This window comes from Bacillus cereus group sp. MG16 (genome assembly GCF_040459875.1).
GTDB classification, from domain to species: Bacteria; Bacillota; Bacilli; order Bacillales; family Bacillaceae_G; genus Bacillus_A; species Bacillus_A paranthracis.
In genome coordinates, this window is record NZ_JARVHE010000001.1 from 88,249 (window position 1) to 108,785 (window position 20,537).

The following is a 20,537-nucleotide window of genomic DNA, read 5'->3' on the forward strand; positions in this document are numbered from 1 at the left end:
GATGGAAGATGAATACTAAGAGCTAGTAGAGATAAAGAATCTCTACTGACATAATCGCTCTATCGGTTCAGTTCTAGTTGTAAACTATCAGCTGTTAGAGCCATTTTTGAGGAATCATCTTGAATTCCTTTCATTACTTGTGAAATGGTTTCTAACTCATTTTCAATTTTTTTATTCTGTTCTTTTGAGTTAGACATGTCTTTTACGATTTCTTGGAAGTATTGATCCGTTGCAGACATACTATCAGTTCCTTCAGATACGAGAGAGCTAATTTGTTTCACGGAAGAAGAGACACGAACAATCTGTTCATTTGTTTTTTCAACGAGCTTTGTAACGTTAAATATAGATTCTTTCGTTTGCTCTGATAACTTTCTAATTTCTCCAGCTACAACAGAAAAGCCTTTGCCAAATTCCCCAGCACGCGCAGATTCAATTGCAGCGTTTAGTGCGAGTAAATTTGTTTGCTCGGCAATTGATTTTACAATATCTATAATTTCGTTAATTTTGTTAGAAATATCGAGAAGTTCATGTGTATCTGTAATAATCGTTTCCATGTTCGTTTGAATGTATTCCATTCGTTTATTTTGCTCATTTAATTGTTCTTTACCTTTATTTGCTTTTTCTTCTGATGTTGTAGCTAATGACGTACCTGTTTTAGCAATTTCTACAATCGTTTCAGATTTAGCGGTTAACTGCTGAATAGAAGCGCTTGTTTTTTCAGATACAGATGCTAGTTCTGTTGCAATGTGCGTAATGGTCATAGCTGTTATTTCTTTTTCTTTTTCAAGTTCTTTTTGCATTCTTTCATATTCAGATTCATAAGACGCAATAACGAGTTCTTGTTCAAGAGTAAGTAATTTGTTTATTACGTTTATAGAATAAGAAAAATCGTCAATTGTTGTAATTTTCGTTTTTAAAATCTTCATGATAGAGCGGAATAATTCTTGATAAGCGGCAGTATACCATTTTCTATGTAACCCAATTTGTACATGTCTTTTTGCAATTCTAACACGTTGTTCAATAAAGTCTTCATGCATATCTCCGCTAAATAATTCTTTTATATGTGTTTTTAAAGTTTGCTTTAGTTTTGGAATAGAGCTATAACGTTCGATAATCGTAATTAAATTAGGCTGTTTTGTAATATTGGAATAGAATTTTTCAGTAATCCAATCAATTTCTTCATAAATAAAAGGCTGTAGTACCTTTACGATTTGTAAATCTTCTTTTGAAATATGTAGCATATCCATTTGAATTTTCAGTTCAGAATTAGTAGGAACGTTAAAAGTGATTTGTTGATTCTTACTTAATTCAAGTATACTTACGTTTGTTTTATTGTTATGTTTTTTAAAAACCCCAAGCATCGTTCTTCCCCCTGTTTGTAAAGCGTTTTCATTTTTTGGTTCTAATATAATTATATATTTTTATATGCAATTACTCTATGTTAGTGTGTAGAATAGTATATAAATTAAGAGAATTCCATATAGAATTCTCTTAATGACCTTTATTAATTTTAGCATGTGTTTTAAAGAAAACTGGGAAATGTACATTATATATGACAGTGACAACACGAATAATGAATGTTACTAATAAACAAACATAGAAAGCCAATACGTGTGCCCCCATTGCATATGTGATTAGGAAACTAATTGCCCCTAAAATAGAAGCGATGGCGTAAATTTCTTTTCGGAAGACGTAGGGGATATCTTGAGCGCAAATGTCACGCAAAATACCGCCTCCAATACCTGTAATAACTCCCATTGAAACAACTAAAAATGAGGCGTCAACATGATGTGACATTGCCGCATTTGCACCAATAGCTGTAAAAACGCCTAAGCCAACAGCGTCAGAAAGCATAATAACAACTTGAAGTTTATTGATACGCTCAAAAAACATACAAGTAAATAATGCTGATAATACGCTTACGAAAAAGTAAATGGGTTTAACAAATGCGACGGGAGGCAGATTACCGATCATAATATCACGAATAATACCGCCGCCGAGCGCAGTAGCTACAGCTAAACAAAGGACACCGAATAAATCTAAATCTTTTTTTAAACCAACTAATGTACCAGAAATGGCAGCGGCGATAATGCCAAGAAACGTAAATATATCGATTAATAACATGGCCTTAATCCCTTCCTCTTAAAGATGTTCCAGAGAAAAAATATACACTAAAGTATTGGAAATAACAATTACTTTTCGCTACATGTAGAAAAACGGATAAAATACATAAAGAAAGCGTTTGAAAATGTTTGGAAAATAGCTATAAAGTAATTTGAAAAAGATATGAAAAGATTAATTTTACATTTTTTTGTGTTACCTAGTTGGTAAAATGTTACAATGGTAGGTATGTTGTTTACATCTGTATAAAATGATAAAAAAATATGTATATACTGACAAAAATAAGGGGATGGTTGTTAGATAGCTTTTGTAAAAATAAGGAGTATAGCGAAAGAACAGTAATTTCTATTACTGATTAATACTTGTCCTGGCTAGTTTTAGCTGGAAAAATAGTTCTCGATTTGAATATGAGTTATGTTATAATTGCTAGGTGTGTTTGAATGATAAAAAATTATGATTAAAAGATAATGTTAAGATTTTGTATGGAGGTCTTGGAATGTTAGCAAATCAAGCTAGGGTTAGATTTGAGCGTTTTTTGCTCTTTTTTATTATTTTACAGCCTGTTTTAGATTTATTAACGTCTCTTAGCATCACTTTATTAAAGTCAAGTGCTACCGTTGGAATTTTAGTAAGATTCCTTATTATGGCTGTTGGTGGCATTTATATTTTAATTCAGGCAAAAGAGAAGGGAAATAGAAAGTTTTTAATTTATCTTATATTATTAGCCGGAGTTTTAGGGGTAGGATTTATTAATAACAAACTAGTTAAGGATCCTATTGTACTTAGTGAAGAAGTTAAATTCGTTGCGAAAGCATTATATATATATATCATGCTGGGGTCATACATTTTAGCTTTAAAATCATTGAAAAAGAAAGTTAATATTAGTGATAAGGTTCGAAATAGTATTGTATATTCTACATTAATCATTAACGCAATTATGGTTATTTCTATTTCAACATCTACTGACTTTGGTAGTTATGAATGGATGAAGGTAGGTTCTCGAGGTTGGTTCTATGCAGGGAATGAACTAGGTTCAATCTTAGCTATTATTTTCCCTATTGTGGTACTATATTCTATTCAAAAAACAAAGAGCTGGAAACACGTTTTATATTGGATTCCATCGCTTTTAATGATTTACTCATTAATTCAGGTCGGTACGAAAGTAGGAATGGGCTCAATTGGTGCTACGTTAGCGGCAGCAATCGGGATTATTGTACTACAATTATTATTTGATAGAAAAAATCCGAACAAAAAATCCCTTGCGCTTAATGCAGTAATTGCTATTGTCCTATTAGCTGGTGTAGTTGGAACGTTTAAACAAACGCCATTAGCACAAAATATGGGCATTCACAATAACTATTTATCAGAGCAAAATGTGGCACAGCAAGGTCAAAAAGAAAAAGAAATTAAAGAGAAGCTGAAAAAAGAGCAAGAACTTAAAGCAAAAGAAGAAAATCATCATAAAGTTGAAAAGCCAGAAGAAAAGGCAAAGATAGAAGAGGAAGTTAAGAAAGAGCTTGAGAAAGAGCAAAAGAAAGAAAATCAAGAAAATCTTATTTTCAGCGGACGTCAAGTATATGAAGAAAGACATAAGCAGTTCTTTAAAGAAGCGCCAACGTCACAAAAGTTATTAGGAATGGGTTATGCAGGTAATTTTAAATATAATGAACAAAAGCAGCCAGATCCAAAGCTAATTGAAATGGACTTCCATGATTGGTTTTATGACTTTGGGATTATTGGTTTTGCATTACTAATGATTCCATTTATTTATTACGGCTTAAGAATCCTACTAGTATTTATTACAAGGTTTAAAGAGATATTTAATATAAAATATGGAATGATTGCAGCAAGCTTATTGTTAGCATTAGGTATTGCTTATATTGCAGGACATATTTTAACAGCACCAGGAGTTGGGATCTACTTTGTAGTGGTGTTAGCTTATCTAATTGTAGACTTAGAAATTGAATGATTAAAATAAAAGCTAACTTTTGTTAGCTTTTATTTTTTAGTACAGTAAAATAAAGATAGATGGAAATGTGGCGAGGATTTAAAGGAGGAAAAAATATGAGGATATTGCATATGAATGCAGGAGCAGAAGATGGGGGAGGGAAAACACATATTATTTCACTTCTCGATCAGTTTCCAACTGGTGAAGTAGAATTAGCGGTATTTGAAGATGGAATTGTTGCGAAAGAAGCAAGAGAGTTAGGGATAAAAGTCCATGTGTTTTTACAAAAATCCCGCTATGATTTATCTATTTTAAAGAATATAAGCGAATTCATTAATAATGAAAAATTTGATATAGTTCATACGCATGGTCCTAGGGCTAATTTCTATGTTTCTTTAATGAAAAAGAGAATAACGGCAAAATGGGTAACGACTATTCATAGTGATCCATTTGAAGACTTTACTAAACAAGGCTTAAAAGGTTGGATTTTTACGAAATTGAATTTGAAAGCCTTAAAAAATATAGATTTATTTTTTGTTGTAACAAATAGATTAAAGAAAAGTTTAGCTGCTTTAGGTATTTCTAATGAAAAGATGCATGTTATTTATAATGGAATTGAATACGATAAGGAAAAAGCAGAAGGTTATAATAAAAAAGAAATGTTCAATATTGATGAAGATGTATTTACGGCAATCCAAGTAGCACGATTGCATCCTGTGAAAGGACATGAAGTTCTATTTGATGCGTTACAACGAACAAAATTAGAGAAAATTAAAGTATTGTTAGTTGGCGATGGCCCGTTAGAAGAAAATCTAAAGTCATTGGCTACTGAAAAAGGGATTAATAATAAAGTCGAGTTTTTAGGGCATCGTCAAGATGTAAAACAATTATTTGCGTCGTCACATGTGAATTTATTAACCTCCCATAGTGAAGGGTTCCCACTAGTTTTATTAGAAGCGGCAAATCAACGCGTACCATCAATTGTGACTAGGGCTGGAGAGATTGAACCATTAATTGTAGATGAAACGTATGGATGGATTGTGCCAACAGATGATGGAAGGGCATTAGCATTAGCTTTAGAAGAAGCGTATGATAAGTGGAAAACTGGAGAATTAGCAGCAATGGGGAAACATATTTATGAGCATGCTATTATGAACTTCTCACTTCAAAAACTATATGAAGATACAAAGGAAACATATAAGCAATTAATAGCGAAAAACTTGTAATGATAGAGAGGATAGTTAACTATGGCAGTACAAACAGTTGATATTCTAGGCGTTCCTTTTTCTACAATGACAATGGATGAAACGGTCCAATATTTAAAAGAACAACTAGAAGTGGAGCGAACACATACTTTTCAGGTAGTAACAGCAAATCCTGAAATTGTTATGTGTGCAAAAAAGGATGAAGCATTCCATCAAACATTATTAAATGCAGATTTAATTACACCTGATGGTATTGGAGTCGTAAAAGCAAGTGGTATGTTAGGTACACCTGTAAAGGAACGTGTAGCAGGTTTTGATTTAATGTGTAATTTACTTGCGGCGTTATCAGAAGACAATAAACCAGTATCAGTTTTCTTATTAGGTGCAAAACCGCATGTTGTACAAGCTGCAGCAGATCATTTAACGAAGACGTATTCAGCTGTATCTATTGTGGGTATACAAGATGGGTATTTTAAACAAGAAGAAGAAGAGAATATTGTTTCTCGTATTCAAAAGGCAAAACCAGACTTATTGCTTGTTGCACTTGGTTTCCCGAGACAAGAGAACTTTATCCAAACGAATAAGCATCGTTTAGAAACGAAAATGGCCGTTGGAGTAGGCGGAAGTTTAGATGTATGGGCTGGAGAGGTAAAACGTGCACCAAAATGGATTCAAGCGATCCATTTAGAGTGGTTTTATAGATTGTGTAGCAATCCAACGCGTTGGCGTCGTCAGTTAGTATTAGCGGAATTTTTAAAAGAAGTCATGCGTTCAAAAAAGTAGCGTTCTATCGCTACTTTTTTATTTGTCCATTTTTAATAAAGTGCGTTTTTATTCATCTACTACCGATTGCGGACACTCACTAATCGGGTGTTTAATGGCCATGGTTTTTTTATCTATCTCGCTTTGCTTCAGCTGAATTTTGAGGTGAGGGGTTTTACTGCCCTCAAATAGTCGGATAAGTATTTTACTTTTTGGGAATGATGAAGGAGAATTTTTTACACGAAAGTATTTTACTTATACAATTCACACATGTAAAATGATGTGTAAAGACAGCTGTGTAAGGAGGACTTCTTGTGGGCAAGGTGAAAGAAATTTCGAAGCGAAAGCTACTTGGTATAGCGGGGCTTGGATGGTTATTTGATGCAATGGATGTTGGAATGCTTTCATTTGTAATGGTAGCGCTGCAAAAAGATTGGGGATTAAGTACCCAAGAAATGGGCTGGATAGGCAGCATTAATTCAATTGGTATGGCGGTCGGGGCGCTCGTTTTTGGAATACTATCAGATAAAATAGGACGGAAATCAGTCTTTATTATTACATTATTATTATTTTCTATCGGTAGTGGTTTAACGGCTTTAACGACGACACTTGCTATGTTCCTTGTTTTACGATTTTTAATTGGTATGGGGCTTGGTGGAGAACTTCCAGTTGCTTCTACATTAGTATCGGAGAGTGTTGAAGCACATGAACGTGGCAAAATAGTTGTGCTATTAGAAAGTTTTTGGGCAGGTGGATGGCTAATCGCAGCTCTTATCTCGTATTTTGTTATACCGAAATATGGTTGGGAAGTTGCGATGATATTGAGTGCGGTTCCGGCACTATATGCTTTATATTTAAGATGGAATTTACCGGATTCTCCAAGATTCCAAAAGGTTGAAAAAAGGCCATCCGTTATTGAAAATATAAAGTCAGTTTGGTCTGGGGAATATCGTAAGGCAACAATTATGTTATGGATTTTATGGTTTTCTGTTGTCTTCTCCTATTATGGCATGTTCCTTTGGTTACCTAGTGTAATGGTATTAAAAGGATTTAGTTTAATAAAAAGTTTCCAATACGTACTTATTATGACGTTAGCTCAATTACCAGGTTATTTCACAGCTGCTTGGTTTATTGAACGTCTTGGTCGTAAGTTTGTTTTAGTTACGTATTTAATTGGTACAGCTTGCAGTGCTTACTTATTTGGAGTGGCAGAGTCATTAACGGTATTAATCGTAGCAGGCATGTTACTATCATTCTTTAATTTAGGTGCTTGGGGTGCATTATATGCTTATACACCTGAACAATACCCAACAGTTATTCGTGGTACAGGTGCAGGGATGGCGGCAGCATTCGGTCGTATTGGTGGTATTCTTGGACCGCTATTAGTAGGATATTTAGTTGCTTTACAGGCCTCACTATCACTAATATTTACGATTTTCTGTGGATCAATTTTAATAGGCGTATTTGCTGTGATTATACTTGGGCAAGAAACGAAACAACGAGAATTAGTATAAGGTAAAACTTTAATCGGTAAGTGATCTCAATTATTGGTCCGTACCAATTATGTTTTAGAGTAGTAAAACTAAGAGCCCATGTTTTCTCATTCAGTGGGTTTTACTGCCTACAAATAACGGAAAAAAGGGCAGGGGGAACCATGATGGTTCCCTTTTTTCTGTTTTTTTAGATAAATAATGGTATAGTAAGAAAAAGGGAATGTTCCTTATAAAAGCGAATGTATACAACAGGACATACGGACAAAAGAATTAGGTGGTTGAAGAAATGAAAATTTTACTGATCATGGAAGATGCAGAAGAGCGAAGAAGTTTAGTTGAAAAATTTACTGTAAATATAAGGAATGTAGAATGTTTTGAAGCAAATACAGGAACAGAATCATTATTTATGATGAAGAAGCATACACCAGATTTTGTTTTTTTAAATTCAAAATTACTAGATGGAACGGGTTTTGAATATGCGAGTTTATTACGGGAAGTAAATTGTTATACGAAATTTATTTTTATGGGTGAAGATATAGAAGAGTCCATTACAGCATTTCGTTTTCAAGCAGTTTATTATTTACTACGCCCATTTCGCGAGGAAGATTTGCAATTCCTTTTATATAGAATGGCTAAAGAGCAAGGTGAGAAAGCAAAGAGCTATTTGCGTAAACTACCGATAGAAGGTCAAGAGGGGATTCGGTATATTTTCCCTGAAGATATTGTATATGTAAGCAAAAATAAGGAAAACAAAACAGTTTCAATTTATACAACAAATAATCAGTATATTTCAACATATACACTCCAGGAGCTAGAAAATAAGCTAAATGCATATGATTTTTTACGTGTGCATAAAAGTTATTTAATTAATATGTCATATGTACAAGAGTTAAAGCCTTACTATAATGGCACATATAATCTGTATTTAGATAAATATGATGAGCAACCGATTCCAGTAAGTCGTAATTATGTGAAACGACTTCGAAATAAAATTGAATTATAGCAGATAATGCGAATTTTTTAACATGATAAACTAAAAATCCTTCATGATAGGGAGGATTCAAGTTAAATATTCAGAAAATTTAGTACAATCCCACTAAGAAATAGTATTGGGGGGATTGTATGTGAGAACATTGAAGTCGATTTTACTTTGGGGAGTTATTGCAGCAGTAGGAGCCGGGGCTTTTGGTGTAATAGCTTTATCACAAGGTGAAACTATTAATGCTGTATGGCTCTTAGTAGCTGCGGTATGTGTGTATGCAGTTGCTTATCGCTTTTATAGTAGATTTATAGCGAGAAAGGTATTCGGTTTAGATAATAATCGACAAACGCCAGCTCATACATTAAATGATGGAAAAGATTATGTTCCGACAAACAAATGGGTATTATTTGGGCATCATTTTGCAGCAATCGCTGGGGCTGGTCCTTTAGTAGGACCGATTTTGGCGGCACAAATGGGATATTTGCCAGGGACAATATGGATTATTGTAGGGGTAGTTGTCGCCGGAGCTGTGCAAGATTTTGTCATTTTATTTGCTTCGATGAGACGTAATGGTAAATCTCTCGGTGAAATGATTAAAGATGAGATTGGTCCTGTTACAGGACTTATTGCAATGATTGGTATTTTAGGCATTATGATTATTTTATTAGCAGTATTAGCATTAGTAGTAGTAAAGGCGCTTGTCGGAAGCCCTTGGGGAATGTTTACGATAGCAGCAACGATTCCTATTGCTATTTTAATGGGAGTATATATGCGCTACATTAGGCCTGGACGGGTTGGTGAAGGGTCAGTAATTGGAATTATCCTACTTATACTGTCTCTTATTGGAGGGCAGTATGTAGCGGAAAATCCAGCGCTTGCAAGCATATTCACGTTTAGCGGAGAAACAATTGCTATAATGCTTATTGTATATGGATTTATCGCATCGGCATTACCAGTTTGGATGCTTTTAGCACCACGTGATTATTTAAGTACATTTTTAAAAGTCGGAACAATTGTAGGATTAGCAATCGGTATTTTAATTGTAGCACCAGATTTACAAATGCCAGCAGTTTCAAAATTTATTGATGGAACTGGTCCTGTGTTCTCTGGAAACTTATTCCCGTTCTTATTTATTACTATTGCTTGTGGTGCAGTATCTGGATTCCATGCTCTTGTTTCATCAGGTACGACGCCGAAGATGATTGAGCAAGAGGGACACGCACAGCCAATCGGTTATGGAGCAATGTTAATGGAGTCGTTTGTAGCAGCCATGGCGATGATTGCAGCTTGTGTATTAACACCGGGAACGTATTTTGCAATTAATAGTCCTGCAGCACTTATCGGTACAGATGTCTCGTAGGCAGCTCAAGTTATTTCCTCATGGGGATTTGCTATTACACCAAATGAACTAAAAGATCTCGCTGTAAACGTTGGAGAGCAAACGATTTTATCACGTACAGGTGGTGCACCAACGTTAGCGATAGGTATGGCATATATTTTCTCACAAGTAATAGGTGGAACGGCCATGATGGCATTTTGGTATCATTTTGCGATTCTCTTTGAAGCACTATTCATTTTAACAACAATTGATGCTGGAACGCGTGTCGGCCGATTTATGATTCAAGATATTTTAGGGCATGTATATAAGCCATTTGGGAAAACGGATTCTACATTAGCGAATGTAATAGCTACAACGTTATGTGTATTAGGATGGGGTTATTTCTTATATCAAGGGGTAGTTGATCCGCTTGGTGGAATTAATACATTATGGCCACTTTTCGGTATTGCAAATCAAATGTTAGCAGGTATTGCATTATTACTTGGAACGACAATTTTATTCAAAATGGGAAAAAAGGCATATGTTTGGGTGACGCTTATTCCAACTGTCGGATTGCTTATTGTAACGATGACAGCGGGGTATCAAAAGCTATTTCATGAAAACCCTAAAATAGGATTTCTATCCCACGCAAAGGTGTTTCAAGGAGCGTTAGATGAAGGGAAAGTGTTAGCGCCAGCTAAAAATGTTGCCCAAATGAAGCAAATTATTTTCAATGATTATATTGATGCGGCACTTTGTGGGATTTTTATGATCGTTGTAATCGCTGTATTAATTTCTGCAATTCGAATTTGGATTCAAGTGTTAAGAAATAAGCCGATGCCGCTAAAAGAGGCACCATATATCCCTAAAGATGAAAGTGAGTCGAGGAACTATGCTTAAAAGACTACGGCAAGTATGGGGACAAAGGAAACACTTTATTAGCTTACTTGTTGGGGTACCAAGCTATGAAACATATGTAGAGCATATGAAAAAGCATCATCCAGAAGAAGAAGTTGTATGTCAAAAACAATTTTTTGCAGAAGCGCAAGAAGCTAGATTTAATGCAAAGGGTGGAAAAATATCACGCTGTTGTTAATGAGAAGGACGAATTTGCGTCCTTTTTATTTTTTTGCTGTTTCACGTGGAACAGCAAAAAATATATAAAAAACTTTGGGAATTATAGGCATTTCGTATACAATAAAATAAGGAAAGGGATAGATAGAAAAGTAGGGAGATTATTTTATGTTAAGGGACTTATTTGTAAATACAACAATTATTCTTTCCTTTATTTTTATTGGAGGTCAGCTTTTAAGAGATAAACCGTTAAAAGAAGAGTTCTCTTTTTGGCAGAAATGTGTAGTTGGTATTTTTACTGGAATATTAAGTGTACTGTTGATGTATTTTGGTGTACATATTGAAAATATTATGTTGGATCTACGTTATTTAGCAGTTATTTTGGCAATTATAATCGGAGGGCCGATAGCTAGTAGTATAACAGTTACGATTATTTTAATTACCCGATTATTTTTAACCGAGTACTCTTTAGCCTCTGAATTGGCTTGTTATACTATTGTATTGATAGGTATTGGGGTTACTTTCATTTGGCGGATGAAAGTTTCTATGTTTACAAGATGGACCTGGTTTAATGTATATAGTTTATTTATTTTAGCGGTGCCACTTTCTATGCTGTTTAAGGATATGTCTATAGTAGCATTATATTTAGTTTGTAGTAGTGTTGCAGCATATATCACATTTATAAGCGCGAATTATGTATTGCAATCCAATGAGTTATTTCAAAAGATGAAGCAATATGCAACGATAGATGCATTGACAGGGTTAGGAAACGTAAGGCAGTTTGATTTAGAAATGAATCATCATATTGGTAATAAGCGCATGAAAAATGATTCACTTTGTTTACTACTTATAGATATTGATCATTTTAAGTCTGTAAACGATACGTACGGGCATCCTGCAGGAGATGAAGTATTAAAACAAATAGGGCGTATTTTACGAGAAGTTTCAATGTTTCCAGATTTGGCTTTTCGAAAGGGTGGAGAGGAGTTCGCGCTTCTTATACCGCAGAAGGGATTAGCTTACGGAATGCGTATGGGGGAACAAGTTCGCGCAGCTGTTGAAAAACATTCATTCCAATTGTTAGATGGAACAAAAATAAAAATTACAGTTTCAGTAGGGATTTCAGTATATGAACAATCACCAGAGCAATTTATTCAAGCTGCTGATGATGCATTATATTACTCCAAAAGAAATGGTAGAAATCAGGTTAGTTCTGCATCTTAAAGATAAGATGACCAGAAGAGCTTATAAATAAAAACACCCACAGAGAGGGAAAATACACACTCTGTGGGTGTTTTTATTTATAGGTTAGACAAGCTCTTTTGATACAACGAATTTACGATATGCACCGTGATGTGTTGGGCCTACGTATTCGTTGATCTTGAATGAATAACGGATAGCAGCCGTGATAAATTCTTTAGCAGTTTTTACTGCTTCTTTCACAGGTTTTCCTTTTGCAAGTTCTGCTGTAATTGCAGCAGAATATGTGCAACCTGCGCCGTGTGTATTTGTCGTATCAATTTTTTCTGATTCTAGAATGTCGAATGTCTCTCCATCATATAGGACGTCGATTGCAGTTTCGGTACCAAGCTTGCTACCGCCTTTAATTAGGACATACTTCGCACCTAAAGCATGGATTTTTTTCGCTGCTTCTTTCATGTCTTCAAGAGAATTAATCTTTACGCCACTTAATTGGTAAGCTTCAAATAAGTTTGGTGTGACAACTAATGCCTTTGGAACAAGAACGTCACGTAAGCAATCATTCGTTTCAGGATGTAATGCTTCATCAGCACCTTTACATACCATAACAGGGTCAACTACTACATTTTTGAAATTATGTTTTTCGATTGTTTCAGCAACCATTTCAATAATTTCTACTGATCCAAGCATACCTGTTTTTAAAGCATCTACGCCAACGCCCTCAATTGTCGTTTCTAATTGTGGTTTTAATGTAGAAGCTGGGATGGGGAATACGTTATGTGCCCAACCGTTATGTGGATCCATCGTTACGATTGTCGTAAGAGATGTCATTCCGTACACACCAAGTTCTTGGAATGTTTTTAAATCTGCTTGTATACCAGCACCGCCACTTGTGTCAGAACCAGCGATAGTAAGTGCTTTATTTAATGTCATTATGAAAAGCCCCCTCAGGTGATATAATGAAAACTATGTTTTCACCATTATATCAATGTTACGAATAAGTACAAAGTGAAAAGTAGATGATTTATGTTAGGAACTATGTAAAATCTTGTATGTAGGAGACGAATTATGTTTCAAGAGAATCGTACAAATGAATTAGTTATATTAAAAGAGATTGCAGAAACACTAAATACATCAAATGATACATATCATGTATTGCAAGCAGTACTAGAAAAATTACTTAGTGTAACAGGTTTAACGACAGGATGGATATTTCTTGCGGATGAAAATGGTAGGTATACAAAATTAATTGATTATCAATTACCAGAGGCACTTACATATGAAAACAAACGTCCGATGTGTGAAGGGGAATGTTGGTGTTTACGTGGCTTTGTGGATGGAAAATTAGAACGAGCTGTTAATATTATTGAATGTAAAAGAATTAATAATGCAATTGAATATAATTGGGGAGATACAGAAGGAGTTCTTCATCATGCTACTGTTCCTTTAAAGGCTGGAGGAGAAAAATTTGGTTTGTTAAATGTGGCAAGCCCAGGTAAAACACATTTTTCAGAAGAAGAATTAGTATTGCTTCAATCAGTTGCCTTCCAAATTGGAACGGCTTTAAAACGAGCAAAGTTATATGAAAATGAAAAGCGAAGAGCACATTATTATGTGAAATTAGAACGGTTCATTCAAGTTTTAAGAACGATTCATCAATTTAATATATTGCCTGAAAAAGTTGTAGATCAATTAGGTGAAGTGTTTCAGTGGAATCAAGTCGCATTCTTTATTAGGGAAGAGAAAGAATTATCCTTGCGGGCATCTTATTGCCAGGAAGAATGGCAGGAGGATATAAAAGAAGCGGCGAAAGAAGCGTTAGAAAAAGGTGAACCTATTTTATTAAACGATCAAATCAGTCATAAAATTTCCTCTAATAGGACGGTTATCGCCACCCCAATACAGATTCAAACTCACATATTTGGTGTTTTATGTGTTAGTTCAAATAATGGTGAATTTGATGTAAATACGTTAGATGTACTTCAAGCAATAACAAATCATATTTCTTTCGTGATAGAAAATTTAAGGTTAAATGAGCAACGACGTGAACTCGTACGAATGGAAGAAAGAAATCGATTAGCAAGGGACTTACATGACTCTGTTTCACAAAAGCTATTTTCGTTAACCTTTATGACAAAAGGCGCTGAGGCGGTTTTAAAAGGTCAAAACGAAAAAGTGGATCGATCTTTGCATGACATGCGTGAACTAGCGCAAGGAGCTTTAAAAGAAATGAGGACATTAATTTGGCAATTACGTCCAGCGGGTTTGGAGAAAGGATTATTACCAGCTTTAAAGCAATATGGTGAAAGTTTGGGATTGAAAATTCGAGAACAAGTTACAGGTGTCCGTGATTTGCCACGCGTAGTAGAGGAAGCGCTATGGAGAATTGGACAAGAAGCTTTAAATAATGTAAGTAAGCATGCAAATGTTAGAGAAGCGACGATTTATTTCAAAGTGACGGAGAAGAATGTATCATTAGAAATAGTCGATCAAGGAACCGGCTTCGTAGAAAAGGATATAAAAGAGAAGAAATCACTTGGCATGACTACGATGCGAGAAAGAGTAGAATTAGTCGGTGGAACAATTAAAATTGTAAGTAATAAGAAAAGGACAAGTGTAAAAGTAAACGTACCATTATGATGTGAAAATGAGGGAAGTTTGTGAAAATAAAAGTATTGTTAGTTGATGATCATACAGTCGTTTTAAAAGGATTAGCATTTTTCTTAAGTACACAGGAAGATATAGAGTTAGTTGGAGAAGCAAGTAATGGGAAAGAGGCACTAATGAAAGTAGGGGAGACGAATCCTGATGTTGTACTAATGGATTTATATATGCCCGAAATGGATGGTGTTGAGGCGACAGCGTGTATTAAAAAAGAATATCCGGATGTGAAAGTAATTGTATTAACTAGCTTTTCTGATCAGGCGCATGTGTTACCAGCATTAAGGGCTGGAGCAAGCGGGTATATTTTAAAAGATGTAGAACCGGATCAGCTTGTTGAGGCTATTCGAAGTGCATATAAAGGTAATATTCAATTACATCCTGATATAGCAAATGCTCTTCTCTCTCAAACATTACCTGTAGAAGAAAAGGAAGAAGAGCCTTCTATTCAAGTGGATGTGTTAACAGCGAGAGAAAATGAAGTATTGCAGCTATTAGCGAAAGGGATGAGTAATAAAGAAATCGCTTCTGTTTTAGTTATTACGGAAAAAACGGTAAAAGCTCATGTAAGTAGTATTTTGAGTAAGTTGAATTTATCTGATCGTACGCAAGCTGCATTATATGCAGTAAAAAATGGAATTGTATAAGACGAAAGTCGTAAGACCTAGTTCGCCTTTAGAAGGTGGACTTTTTTTATGGAAAAATACGTCTATGTGAGGACGAAATTGTCTTGATATAAAGATAAAATATGTTTGTAAGCAACAAAACAACAATTACAAGGGATACCTTTTTTGAAAGCATATAACAACAGAAGAGTTAGTACTAGGAGGAAAACATAATGACAAAAGTTTTATTCGTAAAAGCAAACAACCGTCCAGCGGAACAAGCAGTTAGTGTAAAATTATATGAAGCGTTTTTAGCAAGTTACAAAGAAGCGCATCCAAACGATACAGTAGTAGAACTTGATTTATATAAAGAAGAATTACCATATGTAGGCGTAGATATGATTAATGGTACATTCAAAGCTGGTAAAGGGTTTGATTTAACTGAAGAGGAAGCAAAAGCAGTAGCAGTTGCTGATAAGTATTTAAATCAATTTCTAGAAGCTGATAAAGTCGTTTTCGGTTTCCCATTATGGAACTTAACGATTCCAGCGGTACTACACACATATATTGATTATTTAAACCGTGCTGGTAAAACGTTTAAATATACGCCAGAAGGTCCAGTTGGTCTAATTGGAGATAAGAAGATTGCATTATTAAACGCACGCGGTGGCGTATATTCTGAAGGTCCAGCAGCAGAAGTAGAAATGGCTGTTAAATATGTAGCAAGCATGATGGGCTTCTTCGGCGCAACAAACATGGAAACAGTAGTTATTGAAGGACATAACCAATTCCCAGATAAAGCAGAAGAAATCATTACAGCTGGTCTTGAAGAAGCAGCTAAAGTAGCAAGTAAATTTTAATTGAAAATAGAATCGTCACTCAAAAAAGTAGCATTAACAGATAAACGTTAATGCTACTTTTTTATATTTTAAGTTCGTCAGCTAGTTTTTCTAACTGAATTCGATCTTGTATGTAATAGGTTCTTCCATCTTTCTTTAAGTAATTTTGTTGGCAAAATTGGTTTAATACATATAAAAGGTGACGGTAGCTAACATTTAAGTATTCCGAAACCTCAGTATGTTTTTCTATATAACTGTTATTTTGTTCTGTTAATAGAATAAACGCCGCTAATCGATTTTCGAACGGATAACTATTATTTTTAGCATAACTTTCTGTTCGGGTAATGGTTTTCTCACCGATAAATTTGCATAGTTTCTGTAGAAAGGTAGCATCTTGTAACAAAAGATGCTGACAATCTTTAAGAGGAAGCGCTAAGCATATACACTCTTCAATTACTTCCACCGTTTTCGTAACAGATTCTACGCCAATTAATCCTAATTCCCCAATGAACGAAGGTGCCTGAATAAAGTTAATCAAGGAGACCTTTCCGTTTTTGTGACTCATATATATTTTTGCTTTCCCAGAAATTAAGTAATAAAGATAAGGAACATCGACCCCTTCATTACATATCTTTTCTCTCTTCTGAAAGGAATGTAGTTCAGCATACGGTAAGATATCAAAAGAAAAAAGAGTATGGAAATTGTAAGTTTGTATGTAATGAGAGATTTCTTCGCTATTTCTGCTGACTTTCATGTTTCACCTCATGTTTAGTATGAGATATCTCCTATTATTTTTACAAGAAAGAATGATACGATTTACGTAAATTTGTTTTTGTAGAAAAGAGAGTGTGAAGGGCTTATGAAAAAATATAAAACATTATTATTCGATGTAGATGATACATTGTTGGATTTTCAAAAGGCAGAAAAATCGGCATTACGTATGCTTTTTGAAGAGAAAGGGATGTCTCTAACTAGCGAGATTGAAGCGCAATATAAAAAAATTAATAAAAGTCTTTGGACTGCTTTTGAAGAAGGTGAAATAAATCGTGATGAAGTTGTAAATACACGATTTTCAATTTTGTTTAAAGAATACGGGGAAGAAGTAGATGGGATATTATTCGAAAATAATTATCGCAGTTACTTAGAAGAAGGAAATCAGCTCATGGAAGGTGCTTTACAATTTATAAATCAAATTCAAAGTGAGTACGATTTATATATAGTGACAAACGGTATTTCTAAGACGCAAGATAAACGATTACGTAATGCAGGGTTACATGCCTTGTTTCAAGATATTTTCGTTTCTGAAGATACAGGTTATCAAAAGCCGATGAAAGAGTATTTTGATTATGTTTTTGAAAGGATTCCTAACTTTGTTCCTGAAGAAGGGCTCATTATTGGGGATTCGTTAAGCGCTGATATGAAAGGTGGATATGTAGCGGGAATTGATACTTGTTGGTTTAATCCAGAAAGGAAATTAAATGATAGTGGGATTATACCGACATATGAAGTGCATAATTTTGAGGAGTTATATGCATTATTGAAGCAACATGTGTAATGAGAATAGGCAGTGGAACTTTTGTCCACACTGCCTATTTTTTTAATTTGTAGTTTCGTTATGTTTTGGAAGTGGAAATGCATTTCCGATAGTAGCTGCCCCAAGCATTGGTAATAGTAAATTAAGCGGAGGTTTTAAAAGGTCTTTTTCAAATGGATATAGAATATATTTCTTTTGTTATGTACATTAAGTTCTTTGTATTTAATTTAGAACATTCAGAAAAACCAATTGACATTAGGAAATTATTGCTATAAAATCAACGGTAATTGCATAGTCTTATCAAGAAAAGGTGGAGGGACAGGCCCGATGAAACCTTGGCAACAGCCGTATAACGGAATTGTGCCAAATCCTGCAGGTATAATAACCCTGAGAGATAAGAAAGAGCCTTTAGAGCGTGTTTTCAAACTGCTCCTTTCTTGTTTTCAGGAAAGGGGCAGTTTTTTATTTTGTATAAAAGAAAGGAGAATAAGAGATGGGAGAATCATGGGGGAAAGGAACAATTTGTGTGCAAGGTGGCTATACGCCAAAGAATGGTGAACCGCGTGTTTTACCGCTTTATCAAAGTACAACGTATAAATACGATACTTCAGATGATTTAGCAGCGCTATTTAATTTAGAGGCAGAAGGATATATCTACACGCGTATTGGAAATCCTACTTTAGCTGCATTTGAGCAAAAGCTGGCGGATTTAGAAGGTGGTGTAGGTGCTGTTGCAACGGCTTCTGGGCAAGCTGCTATTATGCTTGCTGTTTTAAATATTTGTAGTAGCGGAGACCACTTGCTTTGTTCTTCCACAGTTTATGGCGGGACGTTTAATTTATTTGGAGTGAGTTTGCGTAAACTTGGTATCGATGTTACATTCTTTAATCCGAATTTAACTGCTGATGAAATTGTGGCCCTTGCTAATGATAAGACGAAACTCGTTTATGCAGAATCGCTAGGAAATCCGGCGATGAACGTTTTGAATTTCAAAGAACTTTCAGATGCAGCGAAAGAGTTGGAAGTACCTTTTATCGTGGATAATACATTAGCAACTCCTTATTTATGCCAAGCATTTGAACATGGAGCAAATATTATCGTTCATTCTACGACGAAATATATTGATGGTCATGCAAGTTCGTTAGGTGGCATTGTAATTGACGGAGGGAACTTCGATTGGACAAACGGGAAATATCCTGAACTAGTTGAACCGGATCCAAGTTATCACGGCGTAAGTTACGTTCAAAATTTTGGCGCAGCAGCTTATATTGTGAAGGCACGTGTTCAATTATTAAGAGACTACGGAAACTGTATGAGCCCATTTAATGCGTATATTAGCAATATCGGCTTAGAAACATTGCATTTACGAATGGAGCGTCATAGTGAAAATGCTCTTGCAGTTGCTAAGTGGCTCGCTGATCATGAACGTATTGAATGGGTGAACTATCCGGGATTAAATAGTAATGAAAATTACTCGTTAGCACAAAAGTATTTGAAAAAAGGTGCTAGTGGTGTTTTAACATTCGGCATTAAGGGAGGATTAGAAGCAGCAAAAGAATTTATTTCAAATGTAAAACTAGCAACTCTCGTAACGCATGTGGCTGATGCGCGAACTTGCGTTATACATCCTGCTAGTACAACGCATAGACAATTAAGTGCCGAAGATCAGCGCTTAGCTGGCGTCACATCAGATTTAATTCGTTTATCAGTTGGTATAGAAGATGTTTCGGATATTATTGCAGATTTAGAAGCAGCGCTAGTCGGAGGCAAACAACATGCCGATCATAATTGATAAAGATTTGCCAGCTCGCAAAGTGTTGCAGGAGGAAAATATTTTTGTAATGACAAAAGAGCGAGCAGAAACACAAGATATCCGGGCATTGAAAATTGCTATATTAAATTTAATGCCTACAAAGCAAGAAACAGAAGCGCAATTACTTCGTTTAATTGGAAATACACCGTTGCAATTAGATGTTCATTTACTTCATATGGAATCGCATTTGTCTCGTAATGTTGCACAGGAACATTTAACGAGTTTCTATAAAACATTCCGTGATATTGAGAATGAGAAATTTGATGGACTCATTATTACAGGAGCACCAGTTGAAACCCTTTCTTTTGAAGAGGTAGATTATTGGGAAGAGCTTAAACGTATTATGGAGTATTCAAAAACGAATGTAACATCTACGCTTCATATTTGCTGGGGGGCACAGGCTGGTTTGTATCATCATTATGGCGTTCAAAAGTATCCTCTTAAGGAAAAAATGTTTGGTGTATTTGAACATGAAGTTCGTGAGCAACATGTGAAATTGTTACAAGGGTTTGATGAGTTATTTTTTGCCCCGCATTCTCGTCATACGGAAGTACGAGAGAGTGACATTAGAGAAGTGAAGGAGTTAACGTTATTAGCCAACTCTGAGGAAGCGGGCGTTCATCTTGTTATTGGGCAAGAAGGAAGACAAGTGTTTGCGCTCGGTCATAGTGAATATAGTTGTGATACGTTAAAGCAAGAATACGAACGAGATCGTGACAAAGGGTTAAATATTGATGTGCCGAAAAACTATTTTAAGCATGATAATCCAAATGAGAAGCCGCTTGTAAGGTGGAGAAGCCATGGAAATCTATTATTCTCTAATTGGCTAAATTATTACGTGTATCAAGAAACCCCTTATGTATTATAAAAAAAGATTGTGTCGCACGTGGCAACGTTTTCTTTGTAAAGATTAACTTTTATTTTTCCGAATGTTCTAAAAACATTGTTTTTCAGATTTTTTACTCATATAATTTCATCTAAA

General features: G+C 35.0%; 17 protein-coding genes, 2 pseudogenes and 1 riboswitch. Of the genes and pseudogenes, 14 read left to right on the forward strand and 5 right to left on the reverse strand.

The window, feature by feature from the left end; all coding sequences use genetic code 11:
• Positions 1 to 59: 59 nt before the first annotated feature.
• From QCI73_RS30815 to QCI73_RS00440, 3 genes and pseudogenes are all read right to left on the reverse strand, one after another.
• Positions 60 to 800: a methyl-accepting chemotaxis protein gene (locus tag QCI73_RS30815; RefSeq protein ID WP_370530095.1), complete on the reverse strand. Its 741-nt coding sequence runs from the start codon at positions 798 to 800 to the stop codon at positions 60 to 62.
• 63 nt (positions 801 to 863) lie between these two features.
• Positions 864 to 1,361: pseudogene (locus QCI73_RS30820) on the reverse strand (protoglobin family protein); the annotation flags it as partial.
• Between the two features lie 130 nt (positions 1,362 to 1,491).
• Positions 1,492 to 2,124, reverse strand: coding sequence for a trimeric intracellular cation channel family protein (locus QCI73_RS00440; RefSeq protein ID WP_000924376.1), 633 nt, complete (start codon positions 2,122 to 2,124; stop codon positions 1,492 to 1,494).
• A gap of 493 nt (positions 2,125 to 2,617) precedes the next feature.
• Here QCI73_RS00440 and QCI73_RS00445 point away from each other — a divergent pair, with 493 nt between their 5' ends.
• From QCI73_RS00445 to QCI73_RS00480, 8 genes and pseudogenes are all read left to right on the forward strand, one after another.
• On the forward strand, positions 2,618 to 4,090 hold the full coding sequence (locus QCI73_RS00445; RefSeq protein WP_262724327.1) for an O-antigen ligase family protein: 1,473 nt from the start codon (positions 2,618 to 2,620) through the stop codon (positions 4,088 to 4,090).
• Positions 4,091 to 4,185: 95 nt separating this feature from the next.
• A complete protein-coding gene (locus QCI73_RS00450; protein ID WP_262724326.1) occupies positions 4,186 to 5,295 on the forward strand; it encodes a glycosyltransferase family 4 protein in 1,110 nt (369 codons plus the stop codon).
• Positions 5,296 to 5,316: 21 nt separating this feature from the next.
• A complete protein-coding gene (locus tag QCI73_RS00455) occupies positions 5,317 to 6,057 on the forward strand; it encodes a WecB/TagA/CpsF family glycosyltransferase (RefSeq protein WP_000290759.1) in 741 nt (246 codons plus the stop codon).
• A 293-nt stretch (positions 6,058 to 6,350) separates the two neighbouring features.
• Positions 6,351 to 7,550: an MFS transporter gene (locus tag QCI73_RS00460; protein WP_000521096.1), complete on the forward strand. Its 1,200-nt coding sequence runs from the start codon at positions 6,351 to 6,353 to the stop codon at positions 7,548 to 7,550.
• A gap of 265 nt (positions 7,551 to 7,815) precedes the next feature.
• Entirely contained in the window at positions 7,816 to 8,532 is a 717-nt protein-coding gene (locus QCI73_RS00465; RefSeq protein ID WP_353822336.1) for a LytR/AlgR family response regulator transcription factor, read from the forward strand.
• Between the two features lie 121 nt (positions 8,533 to 8,653).
• Positions 8,654 to 10,729, forward strand: a pseudogene (gene cstA / locus QCI73_RS00470) (carbon starvation protein CstA).
• The gene (locus QCI73_RS00475; RefSeq protein ID WP_000919824.1) at positions 10,722 to 10,925 is read left to right on the forward strand and encodes a YbdD/YjiX family protein; all 204 of its coding nucleotides are present in this window, start codon (positions 10,722 to 10,724) and stop codon (positions 10,923 to 10,925) included. Before cstA ends, QCI73_RS00475 begins: the two are co-directional and overlap by 8 nt.
• 146 nt (positions 10,926 to 11,071) lie before the next feature.
• Positions 11,072 to 12,127 (forward strand): GGDEF domain-containing protein, encoded by a 1,056-nt coding sequence (locus QCI73_RS00480; protein ID WP_262724323.1) that lies wholly within the window; start codon positions 11,072 to 11,074, stop codon positions 12,125 to 12,127.
• Between the two features lie 84 nt (positions 12,128 to 12,211).
• Here the strand turns inward: QCI73_RS00480 and pdxK are convergent, their stop codons facing one another.
• Positions 12,212 to 13,036, reverse strand: coding sequence for a pyridoxine/pyridoxal/pyridoxamine kinase (pdxK, locus tag QCI73_RS00485; RefSeq protein WP_000174249.1), 825 nt, complete (start codon positions 13,034 to 13,036; stop codon positions 12,212 to 12,214).
• Positions 13,037 to 13,171: 135 nt separating this feature from the next.
• Here pdxK and QCI73_RS00490 point away from each other — a divergent pair, with 135 nt between their 5' ends.
• The 3 genes from QCI73_RS00490 to QCI73_RS00500 all read left to right on the forward strand — a co-directional run bounded on the left by QCI73_RS00490 (position 13,172) and on the right by QCI73_RS00500 (position 16,229).
• Positions 13,172 to 14,743 (forward strand): GAF domain-containing sensor histidine kinase, encoded by a 1,572-nt coding sequence (locus QCI73_RS00490; RefSeq protein ID WP_262724322.1) that lies wholly within the window; start codon positions 13,172 to 13,174, stop codon positions 14,741 to 14,743.
• Positions 14,744 to 14,763: 20 nt separating this feature from the next.
• Positions 14,764 to 15,411, forward strand: a complete 648-nt coding sequence (locus tag QCI73_RS00495; RefSeq protein ID WP_000695784.1) for a response regulator — start codon at positions 14,764 to 14,766, stop codon at positions 15,409 to 15,411.
• 191 nt (positions 15,412 to 15,602) lie between these two features.
• On the forward strand, positions 15,603 to 16,229 hold the full coding sequence (locus QCI73_RS00500; RefSeq protein ID WP_000170050.1) for an FMN-dependent NADH-azoreductase: 627 nt from the start codon (positions 15,603 to 15,605) through the stop codon (positions 16,227 to 16,229).
• Between the two features lie 61 nt (positions 16,230 to 16,290).
• Here QCI73_RS00500 and QCI73_RS00505 read toward each other — a convergent pair whose 3' ends face one another.
• The gene (locus QCI73_RS00505) at positions 16,291 to 16,962 is read right to left on the reverse strand and encodes a transcriptional regulator YeiL (RefSeq protein ID WP_327923319.1); all 672 of its coding nucleotides are present in this window, start codon (positions 16,960 to 16,962) and stop codon (positions 16,291 to 16,293) included.
• Between the two features lie 105 nt (positions 16,963 to 17,067).
• Between QCI73_RS00505 and QCI73_RS00510 the strand changes: the two genes are divergently transcribed.
• The 3 genes from QCI73_RS00510 to metA all read left to right on the forward strand — a co-directional run bounded on the left by QCI73_RS00510 (position 17,068) and on the right by metA (position 20,423).
• Positions 17,068 to 17,763 carry a YjjG family noncanonical pyrimidine nucleotidase gene (locus QCI73_RS00510; RefSeq protein WP_000760172.1) on the forward strand — a complete coding sequence of 232 codons (696 nt, stop codon included), beginning with the start codon at positions 17,068 to 17,070 and terminating at the stop codon, positions 17,761 to 17,763.
• Between the two features lie 273 nt (positions 17,764 to 18,036).
• Positions 18,037 to 18,143, forward strand: a riboswitch (SAM riboswitch).
• Between the two features lie 92 nt (positions 18,144 to 18,235).
• The gene (locus QCI73_RS00515; RefSeq protein WP_000504757.1) at positions 18,236 to 19,534 is read left to right on the forward strand and encodes a bifunctional O-acetylhomoserine aminocarboxypropyltransferase/cysteine synthase; all 1,299 of its coding nucleotides are present in this window, start codon (positions 18,236 to 18,238) and stop codon (positions 19,532 to 19,534) included.
• The gene (metA, locus tag QCI73_RS00520; RefSeq protein WP_001121522.1) at positions 19,518 to 20,423 is read left to right on the forward strand and encodes a homoserine O-acetyltransferase MetA; all 906 of its coding nucleotides are present in this window, start codon (positions 19,518 to 19,520) and stop codon (positions 20,421 to 20,423) included. Before QCI73_RS00515 ends, metA begins: the two co-directional genes overlap by 17 nt.
• The last annotated feature ends 114 nt before the right edge of the window (positions 20,424 to 20,537 follow it).